The 25,341-nt window shown below is 50.6% G+C and carries 27 protein-coding genes; 15 read left to right on the plus strand and 12 right to left on the minus strand.

All coding sequences use genetic code 11. The annotated features are described in order from the left end of the window. Positions 1-6 precede the first annotated feature (6 nt). On the minus strand, positions 7-924 hold the full coding sequence (locus PHH59_RS09570; protein ID WP_300014814.1) for an AEC family transporter: 918 nt from the start codon (positions 922-924) through the stop codon (positions 7-9). Between the two features lie 99 nt (positions 925-1,023). Here PHH59_RS09570 and PHH59_RS09575 point away from each other — a divergent pair, with 99 nt between their 5' ends. The 6 genes from PHH59_RS09575 (at position 1,024) to PHH59_RS09600 (ending at position 4,502) form a co-directional block, all read left to right on the plus strand. Beyond that, positions 1,024-1,425, plus strand: a complete 402-nt coding sequence (locus PHH59_RS09575) for a rhodanese-like domain-containing protein (protein ID WP_300014817.1) — start codon at positions 1,024-1,026, stop codon at positions 1,423-1,425. Between the two features lie 25 nt (positions 1,426-1,450). Next, a complete protein-coding gene (gene pyrF / locus PHH59_RS09580; RefSeq protein ID WP_300014820.1) occupies positions 1,451-2,194 on the plus strand; it encodes an orotidine-5'-phosphate decarboxylase in 744 nt (247 codons plus the stop codon). A gap of 51 nt (positions 2,195-2,245) precedes the next feature. After that, positions 2,246-2,974 carry a sulfite exporter TauE/SafE family protein gene (locus tag PHH59_RS09585; RefSeq protein ID WP_300014823.1) on the plus strand — a complete coding sequence of 243 codons (729 nt, stop codon included), beginning with the start codon at positions 2,246-2,248 and terminating at the stop codon, positions 2,972-2,974. Positions 2,975-2,983: 9 nt separating this feature from the next. Beyond that, a complete protein-coding gene (locus PHH59_RS09590; protein WP_300014826.1) occupies positions 2,984-3,952 on the plus strand; it encodes a sigma-54 dependent transcriptional regulator in 969 nt (322 codons plus the stop codon). Between the two features lie 118 nt (positions 3,953-4,070). Then, positions 4,071-4,277: a type II toxin-antitoxin system HicB family antitoxin gene (locus PHH59_RS09595; RefSeq protein ID WP_300014829.1), complete on the plus strand. Its 207-nt coding sequence runs from the start codon at positions 4,071-4,073 to the stop codon at positions 4,275-4,277. A gap of 33 nt (positions 4,278-4,310) precedes the next feature. Further along, positions 4,311-4,502, plus strand: a complete 192-nt coding sequence (locus PHH59_RS09600; protein WP_300014832.1) for a type II toxin-antitoxin system HicA family toxin — start codon at positions 4,311-4,313, stop codon at positions 4,500-4,502. Here PHH59_RS09600 and rsmD read toward each other — a convergent pair. The 5 genes from rsmD to PHH59_RS09625 all read right to left on the minus strand — a co-directional run bounded on the left by rsmD (position 4,499) and on the right by PHH59_RS09625 (position 9,128). Then, positions 4,499-5,071 (minus strand): 16S rRNA (guanine(966)-N(2))-methyltransferase RsmD, encoded by a 573-nt coding sequence (rsmD, locus tag PHH59_RS09605; RefSeq protein ID WP_300014834.1) that lies wholly within the window; start codon positions 5,069-5,071, stop codon positions 4,499-4,501. The genes PHH59_RS09600 and rsmD overlap by 4 nt on opposite strands. Continuing rightward, a complete protein-coding gene (locus tag PHH59_RS09610; protein WP_300014837.1) occupies positions 5,061-6,362 on the minus strand; it encodes a pitrilysin family protein in 1,302 nt (433 codons plus the stop codon). The genes rsmD and PHH59_RS09610 overlap by 11 nt, the downstream gene beginning before the upstream one ends. Before the next feature lie 139 nt (positions 6,363-6,501). After that, positions 6,502-7,338 (minus strand): DUF1566 domain-containing protein, encoded by an 837-nt coding sequence (locus PHH59_RS09615; RefSeq protein WP_300014840.1) that lies wholly within the window; start codon positions 7,336-7,338, stop codon positions 6,502-6,504. A 12-nt stretch (positions 7,339-7,350) separates the two neighbouring features. Continuing rightward, positions 7,351-8,706: a pitrilysin family protein gene (locus PHH59_RS09620; protein ID WP_300014843.1), complete on the minus strand. Its 1,356-nt coding sequence runs from the start codon at positions 8,704-8,706 to the stop codon at positions 7,351-7,353. 239 nt (positions 8,707-8,945) lie between these two features. Beyond that, entirely contained in the window at positions 8,946-9,128 is a 183-nt protein-coding gene (locus PHH59_RS09625) for a hypothetical protein (RefSeq protein ID WP_300014846.1), read from the minus strand. Between the two features lies 1 nt (position 9,129). Here PHH59_RS09625 and PHH59_RS09630 point away from each other — a divergent pair, with 1 nt between their 5' ends. The 9 genes from PHH59_RS09630 to bamE all read left to right on the plus strand — a co-directional run bounded on the left by PHH59_RS09630 (position 9,130) and on the right by bamE (position 18,748). Then, positions 9,130-9,417, plus strand: a complete 288-nt coding sequence (locus PHH59_RS09630; RefSeq protein ID WP_300014849.1) for a hypothetical protein — start codon at positions 9,130-9,132, stop codon at positions 9,415-9,417. Beyond that, entirely contained in the window at positions 9,414-9,935 is a 522-nt protein-coding gene (locus PHH59_RS09635; RefSeq protein WP_300014852.1) for a TonB-dependent receptor, read from the plus strand. Before PHH59_RS09630 ends, PHH59_RS09635 begins: the two co-directional genes overlap by 4 nt. Continuing rightward, positions 9,932-10,102, plus strand: coding sequence for a hypothetical protein (locus tag PHH59_RS09640; protein WP_300014855.1), 171 nt, complete (start codon positions 9,932-9,934; stop codon positions 10,100-10,102). The genes PHH59_RS09635 and PHH59_RS09640 overlap by 4 nt, the downstream gene beginning before the upstream one ends. 15 nt (positions 10,103-10,117) lie before the next feature. Further along, positions 10,118-12,205, plus strand: a complete 2,088-nt coding sequence (locus PHH59_RS09645; RefSeq protein WP_300014858.1) for a TonB-dependent receptor — start codon at positions 10,118-10,120, stop codon at positions 12,203-12,205. Positions 12,206-12,209: 4 nt separating this feature from the next. After that, on the plus strand, positions 12,210-12,755 hold the full coding sequence (locus PHH59_RS09650) for a YfiR family protein (protein WP_300014861.1): 546 nt from the start codon (positions 12,210-12,212) through the stop codon (positions 12,753-12,755). 24 nt (positions 12,756-12,779) lie between these two features. Then, entirely contained in the window at positions 12,780-15,584 is a 2,805-nt protein-coding gene (locus PHH59_RS09655) for a response regulator (RefSeq protein ID WP_300014864.1), read from the plus strand. After that, complete coding sequence (locus tag PHH59_RS09660; RefSeq protein ID WP_300014866.1) at positions 15,581-17,719, plus strand: EAL domain-containing protein; 2,139 nt, start codon at positions 15,581-15,583, stop codon at positions 17,717-17,719. Before PHH59_RS09655 ends, PHH59_RS09660 begins: the two co-directional genes overlap by 4 nt. Positions 17,720-17,815: 96 nt before the next feature. After that, a complete protein-coding gene (locus PHH59_RS09665) occupies positions 17,816-18,292 on the plus strand; it encodes an EAL domain-containing protein (RefSeq protein ID WP_300015018.1) in 477 nt (158 codons plus the stop codon). A gap of 105 nt (positions 18,293-18,397) precedes the next feature. After that, on the plus strand, positions 18,398-18,748 hold the full coding sequence (bamE, locus tag PHH59_RS09670; RefSeq protein WP_300014869.1) for an outer membrane protein assembly factor BamE: 351 nt from the start codon (positions 18,398-18,400) through the stop codon (positions 18,746-18,748). A gap of 142 nt (positions 18,749-18,890) precedes the next feature. Here bamE and PHH59_RS09675 read toward each other — a convergent pair whose 3' ends face one another. The 6 genes from PHH59_RS09675 to PHH59_RS09700 form a co-directional block, all read right to left on the minus strand. Then, entirely contained in the window at positions 18,891-20,495 is a 1,605-nt protein-coding gene (locus tag PHH59_RS09675) for an NAD(P)/FAD-dependent oxidoreductase (protein ID WP_300014872.1), read from the minus strand. Positions 20,496-20,594: 99 nt separating this feature from the next. Continuing rightward, positions 20,595-21,440: a 23S rRNA (guanine(745)-N(1))-methyltransferase gene (rlmA, locus tag PHH59_RS09680; protein WP_300014875.1), complete on the minus strand. Its 846-nt coding sequence runs from the start codon at positions 21,438-21,440 to the stop codon at positions 20,595-20,597. 4 nt (positions 21,441-21,444) lie between these two features. Next, on the minus strand, positions 21,445-21,993 hold the full coding sequence (locus PHH59_RS09685; protein WP_300014878.1) for a response regulator transcription factor: 549 nt from the start codon (positions 21,991-21,993) through the stop codon (positions 21,445-21,447). Next, entirely contained in the window at positions 21,947-23,350 is a 1,404-nt protein-coding gene (locus PHH59_RS09690) for an ATP-binding protein (RefSeq protein ID WP_300014881.1), read from the minus strand. Before PHH59_RS09690 ends, PHH59_RS09685 begins: the two co-directional genes overlap by 47 nt. Positions 23,351-23,356: 6 nt before the next feature. Then, a complete protein-coding gene (locus tag PHH59_RS09695) occupies positions 23,357-24,532 on the minus strand; it encodes an NnrS family protein (protein ID WP_300014884.1) in 1,176 nt (391 codons plus the stop codon). Further along, positions 24,529-25,332 (minus strand): ferritin-like domain-containing protein, encoded by an 804-nt coding sequence (locus tag PHH59_RS09700; RefSeq protein ID WP_300014887.1) that lies wholly within the window; start codon positions 25,330-25,332, stop codon positions 24,529-24,531. Before PHH59_RS09700 ends, PHH59_RS09695 begins: the two co-directional genes overlap by 4 nt. Between the last annotated feature and the right edge of the window lie 9 nt (positions 25,333-25,341).

Raw genomic sequence — 25,341 nt, forward strand, 5'->3', positions numbered from 1 at the left:
AAATGTTTATTGCTTGACCAGCAAGCCATGCCAAAACGGCAGGGTCAGCAAGCTGGACAGGGTGGTCACCGTCACCGCCATAGCATACAGTGCGCTGTCCAGCCGGAAGCGGTCGCAAAAGACGATGCCGAACAACATGCTGGGCATTGCCAAATCCATGACGGCGACGGCTTGATGCGGCGCGTCCAGTCCGAGATGGCGGGCCAAGAACCAGGCACACAAGGGCATCGCGAGCATTTTTATCGATAGTAGCGGAAACATGTAAGGCATGTTGCGCCAGCTTACCGCTTGCCAGTTAAGAGACATGCCCAGCGATATAATCATCAATGGCGCGGCGGCGACCGCCAGTTTTTGCAAAACCGCCATTAGCCATTCGGGGGCGGCAACACCGTTCATGTTGAGTGTTATGGCTATGGCCGCCGTCCAAAAGGGCGGCTCGTTAAAGGCCGTCCAAAGCGGTTTGGGTTTGTCCTCTTGACCGTAATGGCGGGCAATTAACAAGCCGACGGTAAACAAATAAGGGGTGGCGGAAAACACGTCTATTTCAATGACGACAGGCCGTATCCAACTGCCAAAGGTTTGCTCAAGTATCGGCAGCCCCAGGAAAGTCACATTCGGGAAAGCACTGGCAAGTATGAGTGTCCCTAAATGTTTTTTGTCTAGCTTAAAAATTCTGCCAATTAACCAGGCGCAGAGGATGGCGAAGCTCAGGCTACCCCAGCCAAGCAGGGTATATTGCAGGGACTGGATGCCTAAGTCGGTTTTCCACAACACCTCCAGGATCATCGCAGGCATGAGCAGGTAGTAGACTACGCCGCTTAGCACCGCGCGGGTCTGGTCGGCGGTAAGCCCCGCCGGTCGACAAAGCCGCCAGACGACACCGCAAGCCATCAGCAAGGTCATTTGAATCAGTGTCGAGTTCATTAAACTATATTATTGTTGGTTCGGTGTATTTTAACATTCACCGTGGCTACAAGTTCCGGTAATATAGCTGCTTTAACTGCAATTAATAGGGGGTGTCCCGTGCGTATCATTATAAAGTATTGTAGGACTAGGCTTTTAATCGCTTTGCTGTTGGGTTTGACCTGCGCGATTGTGCAGGCGGATTCTAGCCAGCCAGTGGTGACGCCCAAGGATGCCGCCGCTATGCAGGCAATGAAAAAAGCCATTATTGTTGATGTGCGTGAAGACAGTGAATGGCAGGAGCAGCATGTCCCTAGTGCATTGCACATCCCGCTGGGCCAGTTGGACAAACGGCTGGTCGAGCTAAAGGCTTATCAGCATAGCCCCATCATCACCCAATGCCGTAGCGGCAAACGTTCAGCGCAAGCACAATCAATCTTGAAGTCAGCCGGATTTACCGAGGTTTATAATTTAGAAGGCGGTATCCAGGCTTGGCAACAACAAGGCTTGACCACCGAATAACTTTCCACAGTCTTTTATTTCCACTATGCCGCACACCTTTTTGTCCAGTAAAGCCATCCCTGTCCGTGAACGCCTGATTATGGCCTTGGATGTGCCCAGTATTCCTGAAGCCCAAGCCCTGGTCGAAGAACTGGGCGGCTCCGTGATTTTTTATAAAGTCGGCATGGAATTGTTCATGTCCGGCGATTGTTTCGGGTTTATTGAGTGGCTGAAACAGCGCGGCAAAAAAGTCTTTGTCGATTTGAAATTTTTCGACGTGCCGGAAACGGTAGGTCGGGCAATTAGGGCGTTGAGCAGCAAAGGCGTTGATTTGGCGACTATCCACGGTAATGATGCCATCATGCAATCCGCCGCCGCCAACAAAGGCGACCTTAAAGTGCTGGCAGTGACGGCGCTTACCAGTTTGGACCGTGGTGATTTGGATGATCTGGGTTTCAAATGTGATGTCCGCGATTTGGTGTTATCCCGCGCCAAACGCGCTTTGCAAATCGGCTGTGATGGTATTGTGTCTTCAGGTTTGGAAGCCGCCATGTTGCGGGAGCATTTAGACCACCGCTTGTTGGTCATCACCCCAGGCATCCGCCCCGTGGACAACCGCGAAGAGGACGACCAAAAACGCGTGGTCAGCGTGGAGATGGCTTTTGAGAATGGGGCTGATTATATCGTCGTTGGCAGGCCGATCCGTGATGCCAATGACCGTAGGGCGATGGCGGAAAAAATCCAGGCACAAATTTTGGGCGTATTTGCCCAGGCTTCTGCAAGCAATTAAAAACAATAATAACTATGTCGAATATTAACTCTGTAGTGGAAGGGTTGGCTTATGCCATTTGACCCCGACTTTACTACGTCTTACTTGGTTGCATTTGTCATGGGGCTGGTCAGCAGCTTGCACTGCATAGGCATGTGCGGTTCGATCATCGGCACGCTGACCTTAAGCCTCAGCCCGGAAATACGCCATAAAAAAGCCCTGTTGCTGCCTTTTGTGTTCAATTACAATTTTGGGCGCATCACCAGCTACACCATCGCCGGCGCATTAGCGGGGGTGATCCAGTCCCTTGCCACGATGCAAATGGGCGAACTTCACGGTCATCGGCTATTGCAGATCCTCTCGGCTTTGATCATGGCCGGCGCGGGTTTGTATATTGCAGGCTGGTTCCCACGCTTTGCCTATATCGAAAAAGCCGGCATGCACTTCTGGAAAAAAATCGAGCCTTACGGGCGCAAGCTGATCCCTGTGAAAACCCGCACCCAAGCCTATTTGTTCGGCATGGTTTGGGGCTGGCTGCCTTGCGGTTTGGTGTATGCCGCATTGGCACTGGCGGCGACGGCAGGCGATGTCAGCAAAAGCGCGTTGACCATGCTGGCTTTTGGTCTAGGTACTTTACCCGCCGTGATGGGCGTGGGTATAATGACAGGGATATTAACGCGGCTATCCCGAATGCAACGGTTTAAACAAGCGATTGGTTTGTTTATGATCATTTTAGCCTTGTTAGCGGCTTTACCGTGGTTAAACCCCATGGCAATCATCAACCATTCAGCCAACCATTAAGAGGTATCTATGGATCATTTCAGCGCCATTATCGGCCAGTCCCCTGAATTGGATTCCTTAATTCGTAGTGCCAAAATAGCGGCGTCCACCGATGTCACTATCCTGATTAAGGGGGAAACCGGTACGGGTAAAGAAGTCCTGGCGACGGCCATCCAAAAAGCCAGCCCGCGTGCCAACAAAAAATTCATTACCGTAAACTGTGCCGCCTTACCAGAGGGTTTGATTGAATCCGAATTGTTCGGGCATAAAAAAGGCGCGTTTACCGGAGCCAATGCCAATACCTTGGGCTTATTCCAAGCCGCCGATGGCGGAACGCTGTTTCTTGATGAAATAAACTCCCTGCCACTGCTGGTTCAAGGTAAGTTGTTACGCTTCCTGGATTCCGGCGAATGCCTGCCGGTGGGCGAAACCACGTCCTGTAAAGTGGATGTCCGTATAATTGCCGCCACCAACGCCGATTTGAACGCACAGATTTTAGTGGGCGAATTCAGGCAGGATTTATATTTCCGCTTGAATGTCGTGCCTATAGAATTGCCGCCGTTAGCCAAACGTAGCGAAGACATCGAGCATTTGATCAAACACTTCCTCAAGTTGTTTTCAGAAACCCACGCCATTGCCGCGCCGCAATTTAGCAAATCAGCACTAAAAGTATTAAAAGCTTATAAATGGCCCGGCAATATCCGCGAATTGCGCAACTTGTGCGAACGCTTGAGCATTTTGCTGTCAGGCCGGGTGATTGAAATGGAAAACCTGCCCAGTGAGTTCCGCATCAATAGCAACGGCAATACCAATGCCGGCAAAGCCACCGGATTTATCCTGCCGGAAACGGGTTTGCAATTGGATACCTTGGAAGCGGATTTAATCAACCAGGCATTGAACCGCACCAAAGGCAACCGCAGCCAATCCGCTAAACTGCTCGGCTTAAGCCGCGACACATTGCTGTACCGTATGCAGAAACACGGTTTCACCACCCACTAAGCCTTCCGTAGAGACGTGAAGCTTTTACGTCTCTAGCCATCCCCAATGAATTTTCTCAAATCCGTCCCGATACAATCCTAAGTTGCTGAAAAGTTTACTTGACGTTTGGAGTAATGATATGAAATTCAATGTGACCATTGACCGTGACGGGGACGGTATTTGGGTTGTCGAATGCCCATCCATCCCCGGTTGTGCAAGCCAAGGCGATACCAAGGATGAGGCGCTGGAAAATATCCAGGATGCGATTTACCAGTGCCTGTTAGTCCGTTCAGAGCGCGGTTTGCCTTTGACCATTGAAACCCGGCAAATTGAGGTGGCGGCATAATGCCACCTTCGCTTCCTATTCTTAAAGGACGCGATGTTCTCCGCGTGTTTGGCTCGTTGGGATGGGTGGTTGCGAGGCAAAGCGGGCAGCCATATCATCATGGTTAAAGAAGGTGAAATAGCCACCTTGTCGGTCCCTGACCATAAAGAAGTGGCAAGAGGTACGCTACGCAGCCTCATTCGCGCGGCAGGTTTGACGGTAGCCGAATTCGTTGCAGCGATTTAGCGGCAGCCGATACCTGCGTTTTCCCGCACAAACAACTGATAAGCCACTTCTCCGGCCACTTTATCCTTCAATAACCGCCAATTCCCAGGCATCCCTTCCAGCGTTAAGTTGCTTGCCGATTCCACATAGATTTTCGCCTGTGGGCTTAACCAGCCTTTATCTTCCAGCCAATGGCAGCTTTGCACCGCTAAATCCAGTGCGAACGGGGGGTCGATAAAGACAATGTCAAACGCCTCGGCATTACCCGACAGATAACGGAACGCATCGGTCTGGACGATTTTGATTTGGCTGGCGGCGAGCTTGTCGGCATTGGCCTTCAGGCAACGGCAAACGAGGGGGTTTTGCTCGACTTGCACCACCGCCTTCGCGCCTCTTGATGCCGCTTCAAAGCCCAGCGCACCGCTACCTGCGAACAAATCCAGGCAGCGGCTACCAATGATGTCGTAATGTAGCCAATTGAACAGGGTTTCCCTCACCCGCGCGGGGGTTGGTCTTAAGCCTAGTGCGTCTTCAAACAGCACTTGGCGGCTACGCCACTCGCCGCCGATGATCCTGAGCTTATTTTGCACTTTTTCCTACGGTCACGGTTTGTAGCAACGGCAAGCTGACGCGGCGTTTAAAGGCGTCGGTGATGGACGCACCGGTGACTTTTTCGATGTTTTGCTGGAAGCTGTCCAAATAATCCAGCGGCATATCGTAAAAACCGATCATGCCGACATAGCCCGCCAGTTCTTTGTTGGTGTCAAAGCGCATCGCGAAACCGCCGGTGATGTTTTGCTTGGCGGCTGTTAATTCGGTTTCGCTAGGCCCTTGGGAAATAAAATTGGCGAGGGTCTTGTTCAAGACTTTCAACGCTTCCGGTGTTTGGTCGTTACGGGTTTGCAGGTTGATCAAAAATGGCCCGGGTTTTAACATCGGTATGAACGCGCTAGCGGCACTATAAGCCAAACCGCGTTTTTCGCGCACTTCGTCAAACAGTTTCGACACCAAGCTGCCGCCGCCCAAAATATGGTTGCCGACATAAAGGCTGAAATAATCGGGATCTTTTCGGTAAGTCCCGGGCAAGCCCACGAGCACATGGGTTTGTGTCGAAGGAAATTCGATATGTTGCGCCCCGCCTTCAACGGGCATGGGCACATCCGGCAACGCGGCCGGTTTTTCTCCTACGGGCAGGCCTTTAACCAGATTTTCGGCGGTTTGTTCGGCCTGTGCTTTCGATAAATCACCGACAATGACGATGACGGCATTGGCTGCGACATAGTATTGTTGGTAAAAGCCTTGCACATCGTCACGCGTGAGGGCCGCCACGGTTTGCAACGTGCCGGAATCGGGATGGGCGTAGGGGTGCTTGCCGTACAGGGCTTGGTAAAAAGCGATGTTAGCCAGATCGCCAGGGGATTCTTCCTGCTGCTTAAGGCCTGCGAGGGTACGGCTTTTTTCACGCTCAAAATCGGCGTTGGCGAAACGGGGTTTGCCAAGGATCATTTGCATGGTCGCCAGGGCTTTGTCGAACAAGGGCTTGTCGGTCAATGTCCGTAGCGACACCGTGGCGTAGTCTATGCCGCTGGCCGCGCCAAAGTTGGCGCCGACACTTTCAAAGCGTTCGGCGATTTGGTCGGCATTCCAATCACCTGCGCCCGTGTCGAGCAAACCGGCGGTCAGCGCGGCAAGGCCAAATTTGTCACCATCCCGTGCACTGCCTGCGTCAAACAGCACTTGCACATCGACCATCGGCAAGCCTTCGGTGCGGACATAATACACGCGGCTGCCTTGCGGCGTTTGCCAATGCTCGATTTTCGCGGTCGCGCTGGCGGTTTGGCTAAGCATTAACAGCATGAAACTGAAGAATAAAACGCGCATAAGTTGAGGTTTCCTTAAAGGTAATGCAGTTAAGAAACAGTGGATATATTTGTAGGATGGGTTGAACGAAAGGAAGCCTATCAAAATATACGGCAAAGCGTCAGCCCATCTACACAGGTTTAAAATTGGATAGTATTGCTTAATCCCGAACCAAGCGTACTGCACACGGCAGGTTCGGGTTGTCATTGATTGCCAAACCTTCGATAAAGTTCACCAGCCACGCGCCGCCACCGTAACCGGCGTAGGGCGAAGCCGTCCATAGCCAACGCGGGTTGTTCGGGAAGACTTGCGCGTTGATATAGCTTCTATGGCCTTCTTGTGGGTTTATCAAGGTTTTCAGTTCATTGACCGACGGCAGCCGCCAATCGGCGTGTCCCGCATAGCCGCCTTGTTTGTTGAACAAAGCCACGGCTTCTTGTGCGGCTTGCCACGCATACAAGGCCGCTTCGCCTTCCACTTGCCCGCCATGCCAACGTTGCCCCATCGCAAAACGGCACCACATCAGCCGTGATTGGGTATCTTGGGCAAGGCCATTGCTGAAGGCGCGATAGTGCCCGATCAACTCCTCGCTGACAGGCGGCCCTGGCGGGGGAGGGTGTTGCCTGGCGGATTCAGGCTCGTTTGCGGCATGGTGGCCGTGGTGTTTATGCCTGTGCTCCTGTTCCTTAATCCATTGGTCATGTTGTTTGCGTTTGACAGGGTCGAGCAGGACTTCCTTGGCATCATTCAAAATACGGGTGATGCGTTCGGCACTGTCCTTGTCTTTGGCTTTGTCGGGATGGTGTTGTTGTATCAGGGCTTTGTGCGCCGCCTTGATCACAATATCAGGGGCGTTGCGGGCGACTTTTAAATTGTCGTAATGGGTGCGTAGTTTTGCCATAGCGTTGTTATTATTTTTGGGATGGACTTTAATTTGCCGTACCGTCGTGCGGCTAGACCTGCCAGGTTCAAGAAACCTGACAGGTCTATTTGGCAAAATCTCAGCCGCTTATTTTACCGCCTTCTTCCGGGCAGTTGCTGTGTTTATCGGTTGTGGCTCAAGATAAGCGATATTAAGATGATCTTCAAGCAGGTATTTTCGTGCCACCTCACGCACTTGTCCGGCAGTCACCTGGTTGATTTTAGCGACGTATTCATCGGCTTTTTGCCAGCCTAAGCCAATAGTTTCCAGCATTCCCAATTGCATGGCCTGGTAAAAATTGGAATCGCGCTCAAACACCGCATTCGCCAACACTTGGGCTTTAATGCGCTGCAACTCGTCTTTATTGATGAGTTGCTGTTGCAGTTGGGCGACTTGTTTTTTTAGTTCCAATTCCAATTCCCACACCGTTTTACCTTCGGCGGGCGTGGCTTCCAATTCAAACAAATCCGAGAGGCGCGAACTGAAGTTGTAACCCGCTCCCGCTGACACGGCAAGCTGTTTACCGCGTATCAATTCCTTGCTCAGCCTCGCGCTGGAGCCGCCGTCCAACACGCCTGCCAATACTTCCAGTGCGTAGGCCTCCCATTCGTGTTCGGCAGTTTTTAGCGACGGCACTTTGTAGCCCAACACTACCGACGGCAATTTGGCGGGGACTTTCACGGTCATTTTACGCACACCCAATTGCGGCGATTCGGTTTGGGGCTTTAATGGCTTCAGCTCACTGGCCTGCAAGCCGCCAAAATATTGCTCCGCCAAGGCAAACACGTCTGGGGTTTGCACATCGCCGACCACGACCAGCGTCGCGTTGTTCGGCGCGTACCAGCGTTGGTACCAGGCTTGCAAATCGTCGACTTGGTAATTGGCAATATCGACCGGCCAGCCGATGATGGGGTTTTTGTAGGGACTGCTGGTAAACGCCAGCGCCGAAAATTGTTCTGACATTTTCGCTTGCGGGTTGTCCTCGGTGCGCATCCGCCGTTCTTCCGTGACCACTTCCAGTTCCTTTTTCAGCTCATCCGCCAGCAAATGCAAATGCCGCATCCGGTCGGCTTCCAGTTCAAAACTCACCGCCAGCTTGGAGGCCGCCATCGTCTGGAAATAGGCCGTGTAATCCCGTCCGGTAAACGCATTTTCATCGCCGCCGTTCTCGGCGATGATGCGCGAAAACTCGCCGACGGGATGCTTATCCGTACCCTTGAACATCATGTGTTCCAGCATGTGGGAAATGCCGGTTATACCGCCAGGCTCGTAACTGGAACCGACTTTATACCAAACCTGGGAAACCACCACGGGGGAACGGTGGTCTTCCTTCACGAGCACTTTCAGGCCATTGCCAAGGATGCGTTCTGCAACGTGGGGGGACGCATGGCTGGTCAAGACCGGGAAACAAAATAACAGGGTGCATAGTATGCGATGCTTCATAATTCCTCTCGATAGTTAAAAAACCGCTGCTTGGGAGACCTTTTTGGGAGGCCGTTGTTCAACGCGATTGTGCAGTTGGTTATCTTAAGCGATATTTTTAAAATGTCGGGGGTTAATGTCGGGGGGGCATGAAAATCTGGAAGATTTGTGTAGGGATAGGCTAGGCCAGTTTTGCTAAACATTAGCGCCACAGTAAAAATGGGTGCTAGTGAAAAACCAAGGCGACAGCTAACTGGCAGTTAAAGCATTTTGTTTGCCACAAAATACAAAATAGCTTCATTTTTGTTAAAATTGTGGCCTGAAAATATAAAAAAGCTGGATAAACAAATGCTTTGCTCGTTAGAATAGATCCTTTTACCAGCAAACAAACTGTGCATTTTCCTGCTATCAGCATCACTGGCTGTAACTTCAAAAATCAGCATAATGCGTAACCTAGCCATCACTGCCTTATTGGCGGCCCTGAGCAACCCAGCCAGTGCCTATCAGGTAAAATCCGAAGATTTAACCGGACTTTCCATCGAAGAACTGCTTAATGTCGAGATTATTAGCGCGTCGAGGATAGGGCAAAAATCCAGCCAGGCCCCGTCTTCCGTGTCGGTGCTGACGGCCAGCGATATCCGCAGTTTTGGCAGGCGTACCCTGGCCGACGCCCTTAATGGTTTATGTGGGCTGTTCACGACCAATGACCGTAACTATGCTTTCTGGGCTTGATTTGGAACCCGCTTGAAAGCACCACGTTTAAACTGCTGTACAGTTCGACTTTCCTCGCCCCTAACGCATCGGAGCTTGAATACAACAAGTATTACCACGGTATCAATACGGATATTCAAGAAGAGCGCATTAAAAGTTATGAAGGTATTGTTGAATGGCATTCAGCCGATGGACTGAAGTTGCTTGGCTCCCTGTTCCATAATAATGTCGCCAAGGTTTTGGTTGCCAATGGGCCTGGTGGTTTGCTTGCCAATGAAGGTAAATTCCATATTTATGGCGCGGAATGGGAAGCGGAACAACGCTGGAATAATGGACGCTTGTTAAAAGCCTCTTATACCTACAGTTTGTTGGCTGACGAACCCCATCATGGCGTGTGGAGCTTGGGTTCGCCGCAAAATATGCTCAAACTGCATCATGCCGAACCCTTGTTCAATAATTTCGCAAAACTGGGTGTGGAAAGCATCTATATCGGCGACCGCAAAGCGGTGCAAGGCGGTTTTGCCGATGGTTATGCTTGATCAACCTAAACCTGGCTTCTGACCGGCTGCGTAAAGGTTTGGATGTTTCCTTGGGCGTTTATGACCTGCTCGATAGCCGCTATGAAACGCTAGGCGGCTACGGTATCCATAACACTCTCAAAATGAATGGACGGGAATTTCGTCTAAAACTGGTCTTTACCTTTTAATTTTGGGGAGTGATGATGCCTTTATCGAAAGCCGCTTGCCTTTTCAAATTATGCCTTACGTTGACGGTGATTTCACTAACGCATCTGTCATTAGCCGCCAACCAGGAACCTGAACCTGCAAAATTACCGGATTTGACAGATTTAAGCGTGGAAGCACTGTTGGAGCTGGATGTCACTTCGGTGACCAAAACCCCGACGGGTTTAAAAGATGTCCCCGCCGCGATTTACGTCCTGACATCTGATGATATCCACCGTTCCGGCGCGACGACTATCCCTGAAGCTTTGCGCGTGGTTCCAGGCATGCACGTCGCCCGTATTGACGGCAATAAATGGGCGGTGTCAACCCGTGGTTTTAATAGCCAATATGCCAATAAACTCTTGGTGCTGATGGACGGGCGCATTTTGTATACGCCGATGTTTTCCGGCGTTTGGTGGGATCAGGAAGATGTCATGATGGAAGATATTGAGCGCATCGAAGTCATCCGTGGCCCGGGGGCCAGTTTATGGGGGGCCAATGCCGTTAATGGCGTGATCAACATCATCACCAAAAAAGTTAAAAACACCCAGGGGGCTTTAATCTCTGGGGCGGGTGGCAGTATGCGTAAAAGCGGGGGATTGCGTTACGGTGTTGGGCTAGGTAACCAGGCTTATCTCAAAGTCTATGGCCGCCATAGTGAGTACGATCAAACCCATTTGCCAGGCACGGACACCCAGGCAGGTGATGACAGCCGTTTAAGCAAAATCGGTTTCCGTGTCGATAAGGATTTTAGCGGCACGGACAAGCTGACTTTACAAGGGGATGCTTTTTCAGGTTCCAGCGGCGGGGCAGGACAGCAATTCCCCACTGTATCTGCAAAATTGGCCCCCGTGTTATCCCCACCTTACTCGCGTTGGTTGCCTACCGATTCGGAACCTTCCGGGCATTATTTGATGGGACGCTGGGAGCATGGGTACAGTAATGATTCCAGCACCGTACTACGCATGTACTGGAACAGGAACGAGCGTAAATTTACGGCGATTGACTCGAGTTACCAGATAGATACGCTGGATTTTGATTTCCAGCATAATGTCCATCTGGATGAAGAGCATAATCTGGTATGGGGAGCTGGGGCACGGTTGAATTATAACGACACCCAGAACAGCCTTGATCTCAGTTGGCTGCCGAACCAACGCCAAGACCAAATATACAGCCTGTTTGCGCAGGACGAAATCACTTTAGTGCCGGCGCGTTGGAAACTCACCTTAGGCAGCAAATTTGAACATAATCCCGTCACGCAATTTGAATGGCAGCCCACCGCACGATTATCTTGGACACCCGTTAAACAGCATGCTTTCTGGGCATCCGTATCCCGTTCGGTACGGACACCCAATTGGGCGGAACAAGATTTAAATTACAATAAACAGGTCATACCGCCAGCCGGCGGAGGGGTTGCAGGGCCAGCCAATCCCGTCACCTTAATTTCATTTGTCGGCAATAAGGCTATGCAGTCGGAAAAAATGTTGGCCTACGACTGGGGTTGGCGCGCTCAACTCGGCCCACGATTATCCGCCGATGTCGCCCTTTACTATTACGATTATCATAATATCCTTAGCGGCACTCCAAGCGCATTGGATGCTTCACGGATTGTTTCCGGTTATCTGCTCCAAACTTACGCTTTTACAAATTACGGTTCTGCGGATGTTTATGGCGGCGAAGCCAGTGTGGATTGGCGGGTCACGGACACATGGAAACTGCGGGCCACTTATTCCCAAACAGAACAGCGTTTCAGGCTGTCCAAGCTGGCACCGGCAGGCACAGGCAAGCTGTTTGATGGAGGTTTCCCTGCACATCAAGCCATGTTGTGGTCGATGCACCAGCTAACGCCACAAATCAACGTGGATTTGTGGTGGCGTTATGTGGACGGGTTTAAGGAAAACCCGCCCGTCCAGGCGTTTCACGAACTGGATGCGCGTTTGGCGAGGAGGTTTAGGCACGGCTTGGAGCTGGCTTTAGTGGGGCGCAACCTCTTGGAAACACAACATGTCGAGTTTGGCTCCTATTTGTTTTCGATACCTACCGCAGCGCAGCGTGAAGTCTATGCCACCCTGAGCTGGAATTTTTGACCCCATGCTAAAAGCCACCGCCTTGTCCGCTCGATTTACACTAGCATTGCTAATGGCGGTGCTTGTTAGCGCGCCAGCCTGTGCAGAATCCGGCGGCGAAGCGGCGGTGAAAACAGCTTTTTTGTTCAACTTTTTCAAATTTATTGAATGGCCGGAAACCACCAGCCTACGCACCTTTAATTTGTGTACGACAGAAAATGACCATTTAGGTGATAGCTTGGTGGTGCTGGACAACAAAACACTCTTTAACAAACCCATGGTTGTCCGCCGGGGGGTTGTCGGTGAAGAACTAAAAAAATGCCACATGGTTTTTATCAGCACGTCGGACCATACCGGATATTTTGAAGAAATCATTAACAAATTAAAAGGTTTTCCGATAGTAACGGTGAGTGACCAACCGGGATTTATCAACCACGGTGGCATGATAGGTTTTGTTCAAGACGATAACCGCTTGAGTTTTGAGATTAATCTTGATACAGCTAAAGCAAATGCTGTACATATCAGTGCCAAATTGCTTAAATTGGCGAAAAACGTCAATCTTGCAAAATGATGTGTTGACAGTGATAAACAAATTATGAAACAAGATAAATTCGCAAACCTCCCTATCACCAGCAAATTGCGTCGATTGCAGGCGATGACGGTTGGTTTGGCCTTGGTGTTTACCTTATTGATCAGTAGCGTCACTGAATTCTGGAAAGAACGCGGTCAAATCGTCGCCGACACCAAATCCTCCGGCAACATGATCAGTTTTAATGCGGGGGCCGCCTTGTTGTTCAACGATAGCCGGTCGGCAACAGACATTTTGGCGGCGTTGCGTAGCAAGCCCAATATCATCGCCGGACAGTTATATACCAGCGAAGGCGTCCGCTTTGCCGACTATATCGGTGAGGGGTTTGCCGACTTTGTCACCAAAAATCATTTTGCGACCATCCCTGATTCTTTATCTGAAGCCCAAAGCCAATTACAGTTGAACCGTTTCGAAATCATGGCGCATACGGCAATCCAAACGGTTTATCAGAATGGCGAACCGGCGGGCTATTTATTTTTGGTGATAGACTTGCGGCCTATGTGGTGGGGGCTAGGCAATAATTTAGGGCAAATTTCATTGGTCACCCTGATGGCGTTCCTGCTAAGTTCCTTTTATGGGCGACGCTTGGCGGCTTTAATTTCCGCACCGTTGATCAACTTGTCGCTATTGGCCCAGCAGGTGTCACGGGAAAAGGATTACACCGTGAGGGCGGCAGGCGAAGGCAACGACGAAATTGGCCGGTTGGTAAAAAGCTTTAACCAAATGATCGGGCAGGTTCATGAACGCGATAAGGAATTAGAGAAACAGCGGGGACGGCTTGAAGAAGAAGTCCAGATCAGGACCGCCGATTTGCGCCATTCGGTAGAAGAAGCCCATGCCGCCAATCTTGCCAAGTCGCAATTTTTGGCGACCATGAGCCATGAAATCCGTACCCCGATGAATGGTGTGCTCGGCATGACCGAACTGTTATTGAGCACTGAATTGACCCCGACACAAAGGCAATACACGGAAACGGTATTTAGCTCTGCCGAAGCCCTGTTGACGCTGATTAATGATATTTTGGATTTTTCTAAAATTGAAGCGGGCAAGCTGGAACTGGAGGAAATCGATTTTAATTTGTCAGAATTGCTTGACCATTTAACCGTGCTTTTCTTTGACCGGGCGCACAGCAAAAATATTGGCTTAAGTTGTAGCATGGACGCAAACGTCCCTCATGCCGTCCGTGGGGATCCTTATCGGCTACGCCAAGTGCTTACCAACTTGCTGTCGAATGCCATTAAATTCACGGATGCCGGTTCAGTCAAGCTGCATGTCAGCAAGGCGGACACCAATGAGTGTGGCACGGGTAGCAAAATCTGTAAGATTTGCCACTACCCAGACGAAACCTGCCTGAGTTTCCGCGTTAGCGATACCGGCATAGGCATTAATCCCGAAACGATGGACAAGTTGTTTAAATCGTTCAGCCAAGCCGATGGCTCGACAACGCGCAAATATGGCGGCTCCGGTTTAGGTCTGGCGATTAGCAAGGAACTCAGCGAATTGATGGGGGGGACTATCAGCGTGGAGTCCCAACCTGGAGTCTTTACGGCCTTTATTGTCCACTTGCCATTTCGCAAAGCCTTGGCTCCAGTACCCAGCCCAACCTTGCAAAAAACCGATTTGCTTGGCAAGCGGGCCCTAATTGTTGAAGATAATCCGACTAATGCTAAAATCCTTACCAATTACCTGCTGAACCTGGGCATGAATTCCCGTATTGCCGAAAATGCTGCGCGTGCCCTGGAAATTCTTGAGCAGTCTGTACAAACAGGCCAGCATTATGATTTCGCCTTGGTGGATATGAAAATGCAGGGCATGAACGGCGTCGAACTTAGCCGCCAGATCCGCAATGACCAACGTTTTGACAAAATGCGTATCGTCATTATCACCTCCAGTGCCTACGAAGACGAGCTGGCTAGTTTCCGCGACAGTGGCTGCGATTTATATTTGCACAAACCCTTGCGTAAACGTAGCTTGCAAGATGCGTTGTTGACGTTGATTGCAGACAAGCCGGGCGGCAAGGCGGGCATCTGTTTACAAGACGCAAAAATCTTGCTGGCTGAAGACAATCCGATCAACCAGGAAATAGTCAAGGCCATACTTAAAGTGATAGGCTGTGATGTAATAGTGGCCGCTAACGGTTATGAAGCGCTTGATTTTTATAAACGCGGGGACATAGACTTAATCCTTATGGACTGCATGATGCCAGAAATGGACGGTTACATGGCGACCCGAGAAATCCGCGCCCTGGAAAAAGCTACGGGTAGCCGCGAAATACCTATAGTTGCCTTGACTGCCAATGCGATGGAAGGTGACCGGGAAAAATGCTTGGCGGCGGGTATGGGCGATTATTTGGCTAAACCCATTTCAATTGATGTCTTGCGTGATAAAGTAATCACTTTGCTAAAAACCCAAACTACCGCCATGCAACCAGAACCGGACAAATTATCCTCAGGCCAGAATTTTACTGACACGGACAGGTTCGATCCTGAAGCGTTAAACACCCTGCGTAAAATGGGCGGCGACGCCTTGGTCACTAACTTGGTGGATTTGTTCCAGCATAGCTCCATCCAGCTTATTGAAAAACTGCATGAGGCGATGAACGGGCAAAATTCTGAAGCGGTACGCTTTGCCGCACATAGTTTAAAATCGGCCGCCGCCAATGTCGGCATACCCTATCTATCTGAATTGGCGCGAAATCTAGAACATGCGGCGCGGGATGGTTCGCTGACATTTGATAAACAACTTGTGGAAAACATTGAAAACGAGTTCCAGCAAGTATTACCGATATTATTACAACAGGATTTATCATGACCGAGCAGCAAGCTTCGCGCCGCCTTATTTTGACGATTGATGATGACCACATGATAGGTTTGATGCTGCACGATGTCTTGGATCGCGAGGGATTTGATGTGTTAAGCGCGTCTAATGGACGTGAAGGCATTGACATGGTGAAAAGCAGACGACCGGAGCTGGTGTTGTTGGATGTCATGATGCCGGAAATGGATGGTTTTGAGTGCCTGCAAGCGATGCGTAAAATGCCCGGCATGGAATTGTTGCCAATTGTGATGCTGACCGGCGCGGATGATACGGATTCGATCAACCGCTCCTTTCAACTAGGCGCCACCGATTTTATTGTCAAACCGATTTGCTGGCCGACTTTACCGCACCAGTTGCGTTATTTTCTGCGTGCCAGTTCAGCTTTAGGCCAATTGGCAAAAAGTGAGGCCGATTTACGCACCGCCCAGAAAATCGCCCATCTTGGCAGTTGGGAATGGAACGTCGAAAACGACAGGATGCAATGGTCCGAAGAAGTTTTCAATGTATTGAACGTTACGCCGGATACCTTTACCGGGCACTACCAGGATTTATATACGAGGTTGGCCAATGCCGATTCGGACAAATTGCAGCAGGCTATCGAGCGTTGCGTTAGAAACAAGCAAAGCTTTCATTTGGAAGGCCAACTACAACACCTTGATGGCTCCGACGGTGTCGTGTTGATCCACGGCGAACCCATCATTATTGACAATGAGGTGACCCATATCCAGGGCACTGTCCAAGATATTACCGAACGTCGACGGATTGAAGAACAGATACGTTTTCTGTCCTATTATGATCCATTGACGCATTTGCCCAACCGTAAACTCTTCAAGATGATACTCGGTCAAGCGATGACCTACTGCAACCTGAATAATGTTGAAATGTCGGCATTGTTTATCAGTATTGACCAGTTTAAACGGGTCATAGAAACCTTGGGTCCGAGTGCCGGCGACCAGGTATTGAAGACATTTTCTGACCGGCTCATTGCCAGGATCCAGAATTGCGCGGTAATCCCAGTCAACACCCATTACGATATCAACCACGAGTACGATATTAACCAGATGCTTATGGCAAAAGTGGCAAGCAATGAATTTGCCATATTAATCAGCAATATAAAAGACACTAGCGACAGCATCAAAATCACCAAAAGCATTTTTCAAATTATTGAAGAACCGTTCCATGTTGAAGAGCATGAAATCTATCTCAGCATGAGCATTGGTATCGCCGTTTATCCCGGGGACGGTATTGATGAAGATAATTTCATCAAAAACGGCAAAGTTGCAATGAGCCATGCCCGCGAACAAGGGCAGAACGGCTACCAGTTTTTTAGAAAATCGCTCAACGTCGCCGCTTTCCATAAACTATCCATGGAAAACAATCTTCGCCGCGCCATCGAACGTGACGAATTGATGCTTTATTATCATGCAATTATCAACATGCGTGAAAATAGCGTGATTGGTTGTGAGGCGCTGATACGCTGGCAACATCCCGAATTAGGCCTGGTGCCGCCATCACAATTTATACCGATTGCCGAAGAATCAGGATTAATCAACTATATCAGCCAATGGGTATTGGAATCCTCGTGCACACAAATGTGCCAGTGGCTAAAACAGGGTTTGCCCTTGCAAGTCATGTCAATCAATGTTTCCGCCACCCAGTTCCGTAAAGACAGTTTTGCCGATGAAGTCCAAAGCCTGCTCTCGCATTTGGAATTGGCGCCGAAATACTTAAAACTGGAACTGACCGAAAGCATTTTGCTCGACGGCATCAGCGATGTCCTGGGGACGCTGAAAAAATTGCGGGCAATGGGCGTACAAATCAGCATTGATGATTTCGGGACAGGATATTCTTCTCTGGCCTATCTAAAAAAGCTGCCGATTACCGAACTTAAAATTGACCGTTCTTTTATCCGTGATATTCACCATAATGAAGACGACAGGGCGATCACCACGGCTATATTAGGGCTGGCTAAATCACTGGGCTTGGATGTGGTGGCGGAAGGCGTCGACCATGAAGACCAGGTGGTCTTTTTGTTGCAGCAAGGTTGTGAAATAGCCCAGGGATTCTTATTCAGCAAACCTTTGTCCCCAGCAGATTTTACAAAGTTTGTGCCAGAGTTTAACACCTGAAACTTTTGGACAATCCTGCATGACTGCAAAGCCGAAAATTCTGATAATTGATGACGATGCCATGACCAGGATGTTGGCATCGGAAGTATTGGGCAGATCAAGCGTGGCAATTTAGTGGATTCAGTAAAATCCGCTTTGGCAATATCTGGCCTGGAGCCGCAATATTTAGAACTAGAGTTGACCGAATCTGTGCTGATGATAGACACCCATGCCGTGATCAACGTTATCAATGAACTCAAAACTCTTGGCGTCAGCTTCGCCATAGACGATTTTGGCGCCGGTTATTCCTCCTTAGGTTATCTCAAGCAATTTGCCATCAACAAATTAAAAATAGGCCAATCCTTTATCCAGAAGCTGAGTTGCGGTAAAAGTGAAGACAACGCGGTAGTCCAAGCCATTGTCCAATCGGGCAAGACATTGGAATTGCAGACTTTGGCAGAAGGTGTCGAAACCCTTGAGCAAGCCGAACAACTGATACAATTGGGCTGTGGGAATGGACAGGGATTTTTCTGGCATCAGCCGATGCGGGCTAAAGATTTTGAATCGTTTTGTCTAAATCAGATGACAATATGACAAAACAAAATACTATTCGTGGCTAAGTTCCTTGTGGAAGGAATATTTGCTAAGGCAACACTATTACAATCCCATAAGTTATTTATTTTTAAGGTGAATAATCCAATGACACAATCCAGTGGCTTTGCAAAACTTTCAACCGCAGCGTTGCGTTCAATAAGCGGCGTGTCCATGTCAATATTTTTGTTGTGTTCTGGCTGCGCCAGTGTCGGACATGAGTTTCCGGCCGGTCAAGTGCAGTCTATCCATATTGGAGAAACCACACAAAACGATGTTTTCACCACCTTTGGTTCGCCCTGGCGGACGGGCATTGAAAACGGTTTAAAAACCTGGACGTATGGAAATTATTACGTTAGCGCGTTTGGCGAAAACCAGGCCGAAGATTTGGTCATTAAATTCGACAAACATGGGGTGGTGAGTTCTTATAATTACAATTCCACTAAGCGTGCTAAATAAAACCGGCAGCCTATCCACTTCCCCCCGCTGTTTTAACATGCGGAGCTAAAAATATTCTTTAGCTCTTTAGAATTTTGTCCATATTTTATCAAAGCCAGACGGATAATTTCCCTTCAGAAGCTTATCCGTCCCATCGCCTTTTCTAGCCGTTGTTGATCATTGCCAACGCCACCGCTTCGGCAACTTTGATGCCATCCACTGCCGCCGATAAAATCCCCCCCGCATACCCAGCGCCTTCACCCGCCGGATACAAACCTTGGGTATTGATGCTTTGATACTGTTCGTTGCGTTTGATTCGTATCGGTGACGACGTGCGTGTCTCCACGCCCGTCAACACCGCATCGTGCATCGCAAAACCTTTGATTTTTTTGTCAAATGCGGGCAAGGCTTCACGTATCGCGGTGATGGCGTAGTCCGGCAAGGCGGTGGACAAATCGCCCAACTGTACGCCTGGCGTGTACGAAGGCAACACGCTGCCGAATGTTGTGGACGCTTGCCCCGCGAGAAAATCGCCGACCAACTGGCCGGGTGCGTCGTAGCCTGCACCGCCCAGCACAAACGCCCGTTGTTCCCATTGGCTTTGAAAATCAATGCCCGCCAACGGATGGCCGGGATAATCGGCCGGCGTGATGCCGACGACGATGCCGCTGTTGGCGTTGCGTTCGTTGCGCGAATATTGGCTCATGCCATTGGTGACGACATGCCCCGCTTCGGAAGTCGCCGCCACCACGGTACCGCCCGGACACATGCAAAAGCTGTACACCGACCGCCCGTTCTGGCAATGATGCACCAATTTGTAATCCGCCGCGCCCAGCAACGGGTGTCCGGCGAAGCTGCCAAAGCGGCACGCATCGATCAACGATTGCGGATGTTCAATGCGAAAACCGACTGAAAACGGCTTGGCTTCCATGTACACACCCCGTTCGTACAGCATCTTGAAAGTGTCGCGGGCACTGTGCCCGACGGCAAACACGATATGGCGGCTGGTAAATGTTTCACCACCGGCAAGCGTTACGCCCTGCACCTGCCCATCGACAATCTCCACATCTTCCACGCGGCTTTGGAACCGGATTTCGCCGCCCAAGGCTTCAATGCTGGCGCGTATATGTTCGACCATCGGCACTAGCCGATAGGTGCCGATATGCGGTTTGCTGACATGCAGGATTTCCGGCGGCGCACCGGCTTTGACAAATTCGGTGAGGACTTTGCGTCCGTAATGGTTCGGGTCTTTGATTTGCGTGTACAACTTGCCATCGGAAAACGTCCCCGCGCCGCCTTCACCAAACTGCACATTCGATTCTGGATTGAACACGCGCTTGCGCCACAGGCCAAACGTATCTTTGGTGCGTTCGCGTACTTCCTTGCCGCGTTCTAAAATCAAGGGCTTAAAACCCATTTGCGCGAGGATCAAACCGACAAACAAACCACAAGGCCCCATGCCGATGACGATAGGGCGTTCCTGCAAATTTTGCGGCGCCTGGGTGACGAAGCGATACGTGGTGTCCGGCGTGGGCAGGATATGCGGATCATCCTGAAACCGCGCCAACACGTCGGCTTCGTCGGCAACGTCCACATCCAGCGTATACACCAGCAAAATATCGCTTCTTTTACGCGCATCAAAAGCTTGCCGGAACACGCTATGGCTGTTGAGTTGTGCAGGGCTGATCGCCAGACGCTCTAAAATGGCGGCGGTCAGTTCGGCGCCGCTGTGGTTTAACGGCAGTTTGAGTTCGGTGATTCTTAGCATGGCGTGGTGTTCAGAAGTGATTAGGGACGCAATGTAGCGTTAGTATTTTATCCGTATGGGGAATATTGTCTGCAGGAGGGGCTGGCGTAAGGAAGCCCGTCAGCACTGTTTCCGCGCCAAGGTCAAAATAAAATCGGTTTCTATAGCCAGTGTTTCCGGTTCGGCAAGGGCTTGCTGGGACTCTGGATTTGCCCGCCAAGCAAACGGTGTCATTTGCAGTAATGCGGCCCGTTCGTCACGGTTGGGTGTAATCCAGCGGCTAATGCGCTGGCTGGTTAAAAGTTCAAAGCCATCCGGTAACTCCGCCGCTTCGGCATGTTCTTTGACTTCGGCGTAAATGAAGTCTTTTAACTGGCTCAAATGGCGCGGGCCGGGCGTGACCAGCAAAAAGTGGCCGGCCGGTTTTAACACCCGTTGCAATTCGGCGGCGTTGGATGGCGCGAACACCCGCATCAAGACATCAAAATACTGGTCGGTGTATGGTAGGCGCTGTGCACTGGCGACGCAGTAGCGGGCCGCCGCGTCTTTTTTGGCGGCGGCGGCAATGGCGGCTTTGGCAATGTCCACGCCGTGCCGCTCAATTGTTTGTTCCGGCGGGCAATGCTGGCTGAGTTGGCGCAGGTAATAGCCTTCACCACAACCGACATCCAGCAAACGTAAAATTTGGGGTGCTGAATAAGCGCAAATCAGCAAGGCAATGGCTTGTGCCAAGGGTTGGTAATAGCCCGCTTCCAAAAATGCCCGCCGCGCCGTGAGCATGGCTTTGTTGTCACCCGGCTCAGTGGAATGTTTGTGTTGCACGGGCAGTAAGTTGACATAGCCTTCGCGTGCCAAATCAAAACTGTGCCGATTGGCGCATTGGTAGGATTTTCCAGTGGGTGAAAAGGTGAGCGCGGTGGCGCAAATCGGGCAAATGTAGCCCGTCGCGGGAAGGTCATTGTTCACGGATTTATTCCCTGACCGGGCGTTTGTCCAGCTTTCTTTGCAAGGTCCGGCGGTGCATATTCAAAGCCCGTGCCGCAGCGGATATGTTGCCGTCGTATTGCATCAGCACTTTTTGCAGGTGTTCCCATTCCAGGCGTTTGACGGACAACGGGCTTTCGCTGATGGAGACGGACGCATCCCCTTCGTTTTTGTTAAGTGCGGCGACGATTTCATCGGCGTTGGCGGGTTTGGTCAAATAATGGATGGCGCCCAGTTTAATCGCTTCAACCGCAGTGGCGATGCTGGCAAACCCGGTCAACATGACGATTTGGGTGTTGTCGTCCAAGGAAATCAGTTTTTTGACCAATTCCAGTCCAGATTCATAACCGATGCGCAAATCAATAACGGCAAATTCGGGCAGATTTTGTTCCGCCAAGGCAATGCCGTCGGTGACATTATTGGCGACCACGACTTCAAAATTGCGTTTTTCCAACGCGCCTTTCAACACCTTACAAAAAGTTTCGTCATCATCCACCAGCAATAAACGGGGCTTGTCCAATTCCTGTGCTGTCATCGTTTTGCTCTGTATTTAATAGGGGTATGGTTATTTCCACACAGGCGCCGCCTGAGTCGAGGTTGTACAAATTGATTTTACCGCCTAGGCGTTGGATTGTGGAATAAGTCAGGAATAGGCCAACCCCCAAGCCGCGTTTTTTGCTAATGACGGGATGTTGGCCGGTAAATTCGAGGACTTCTGCGGGTAGGCCAGAGCCAAAATCGCGGACTTTGATGACCGCCTGTTGCAAATTCCAGTTGGCGTGAAATTCTATGCCTTTTTCGGCCGGGGAGGCTTCGGCGGCGTTGTTCAAAATATTAATGATGGAATGCGTGAGTGTACGTTCGGCAATAATCCGGGCATCGGTGTCCACATCAGGGTCGATGATAAAATTCAATTTGGCACTGGCCTTATGGGTGCGCCATTGTTTGATGACTTCGTCGATATACTCGATAAATAAGATCGCCCGCCCCGATTCGGCGCGTAATTCGCCCGCCGATGCCGACATCACCGACAAGGCCGATTTACAGCGGTCGATTTGTTGCTTCATGATCAGGGTTTTTTCATGCAGGTCGGGAAAACGGTGGATAGGGTATTCCTGTTCCAACTCGTGCGCGACAATGGCGATAGTTCCCAACGGTGTGCCCATATCGTGCGCTGCACTGGCCGCCAAAGTGCCCAGCGCGACCACGCGTTCATCACGCAAGGCATTTTCCCTCGCTTCCGCCAGATTGCGTTCTTGGTTTCTTAGCGCGATTGCCAATTCCACGACAAAAAAAGCCACTAGCCCTGCGCTAAAAACAAAACCGAACCACATGCCGAAAATATGCAGGTTAAAATAATGTTTGTCGCTTAAGGCATGGGCTTGTTGCAACATCTCATAATTCATGCCGGAATGCAGCAGATGCGGGTTGGGCGAATGGGGTTCTATGGCGGGCAGGGGAATGTTAAAAGCCATTAACACCGTGTACATGGACGTGGTGATGATCACCATATACCAAGCGTAAGCCTGGGGCAGCATGATCGCGGTAATAATCACCGGCAATAAAAACACCCAGATAATCGGGTTCGACGCCCCGCCGGTCAGGTACAGCAAAGCCGTTATCGCGACCACATCCAATATCAGTTGGATGAAAATCTCCAGTTCGTTCACGGGGTCTTCGGCCTGCAAACGCAACGAGGTATAAAAATTCAACCCGGCTATCATCAGCACCACCAGCCAAAGTTGCTTTTGCGGCAAATGGATGTTCAGGCCATAAGTCGAGAGGACAATCAGCACCGATTCGCTGGCTATCATCAAATTTCTCAAAATAAACAGCCAGCGCAGGTTTTGCCGTGCCGAAAATTCCGATTTGGGGGAGACGTGTGAAAACATTGCGGCTTAGCCTTCTTGACCGTCAATGCGGGCTTGGGTCAGGATTGGCAGGTAAATAAAGACAAACAAGGCAAACGCCGCCAGCCAGCACAGGCTTGAGGCATAAACAAACAAGTCATAGCCATTGGGCAGGGCGATGGGCAGGATCACCCGTAGCAGGGCGGCGATATTGATCAGGACAAACGCCAAGGCGATGGCGTTGGACACCCGCAACGCCCGTCCGGTATGGCCTAAAGCCACCCGTGCCATCATCCCTAAGGTGACCACGGCAATGCCGCCGACGGTAAAGGCATGCAAGGCCAGCGAGGCCGGGATCAGCGCGTATGCAGCCAGTGCGGTCAGAATAAATCCGGCGATGATCCAGACATAACCGATGTACAGCACCCACAATAAGGGGACATAGCGTATTCTTGGCACGTACCAGCCAACGATCCGGGCCAGATTTGCCGACGCGGCAATAACGGCGGCTGATGCCAACCAGCCTCCAGAAATACCCGCCATTTGTAGTGCGAACACCAACACCGCGCTGGCAATCGAACCCGCTTCGAGCAACGGGTTTTTGATGATCAAAGTGCCGGAAATGGCGCGTTCGGTGAAAAAGGGATAAATGCGTCCGGCGATCACCAGAATCAACACAATCAACGTCGCCAGAACCAGCTCAGTGCCTAAATTTGCGGAGGTTTCCAGCAAACCTAGGGTTTGTGCATGTATCAAGCCGTTGCCCAAAGCCAGCAACAACAAAATCCCGATAAAAACCAGATTGCGGTACTGTCGAGTACGCAAGACGGGTTTGCTGACGTGATAGGCCAGCAACGGCAAAAACGCAAAATCAACCACGGCTATCAAGGTATCCGGCAATAATCCCGCATAAAAGGGCAGGATACGCCCGTACAACCACAGCAAACACAAGCCCAGCAACTGGTCGCCCGATACTGTCGGCTGCCCCGTCCAGTTTTTGACGGCGGTCAGCAAAAACCCGGCAACCACGGCGACCGAATAACCCAACAACATTTCATGGGCATGCCAGCCGTTCGCTGCGAAATAATTGGCGTGCACCCAATCGCCTTTAAAAATGGCGTTCCAGAGCAGGATCAACATCAGTGCGGAAAGCCCCGCCAGCAAGAAAAAAGCCCTAAATCCCAATGCCAACAGCGGGTATGCAAATCTATTTTTTGTATTCATGGCGACGAATTTTCCAACCAGTCCAATTCAGTATCTGAAAAGCCTGCAATTATACGCATTTCTCGGTTAAATGGGCCTTTTGGCCTACCACCTTGATAATATTGTTCAAGTAATTGTTGGTAATGGCTTTCCGGCTCCAAGCCTTGCTGCCGGCAGCACCATTTAAACCAGTACGAACCGCGCTCGACATGGCCCACCTCATCCGCCAATATCCGCTCTAACAACGCAACACTGGCGGCATCATCCAATTGTTTAAATTTACTGATAATCCCTGGGGTTACATCCAGGCCCCGCGCTTCCATGCAGCGCGGCACCAAGGCCAGACGTGCCAGCAAATCGCCGGAAGTTTCCCGCGCATGCTCCCATAAGCCACCATGCGCGGTTAATTCGCCATAAACCAAGCCCTGGGTTTGCAAGTGCCGGCAGATCAATTCAAAATGTTGCGCCTCTTCATCGGCAATCAACAGCCAATCTTGATAAAATCCATCCGGTAGGCCGCGAAATCGGTACAGAATGTCCCAAGCCAGATAAATCGCCATAAATTCGATATGGGCAATGGCGTGGAAAAACGCGCCGACACCGCCTTGTTGGGTCAATTTCCGGTTAGGGACTAAACGCGGCGGCAACAACACGGGCTTGCCTGGAAATTTCACGTTGCTGATGTCCGCCACCGGAAGCACCGACGCCAAGCTCAATTCACCACGGCTGAAACGCGCTTTGGCTTCATGCGTCAACGCCAATTTTTCGCCAATGTCCGTGTTATGCAAACACGCCTCGGCATAGTCAAACAGGTTATCCATGCTTATTAA

Origin of the sequence: Methylovulum sp., assembly GCF_028687615.1 — a bacterium.
Taxonomy (GTDB): Bacteria; Pseudomonadota; Gammaproteobacteria; order Methylococcales; family Methylomonadaceae; genus Methylovulum.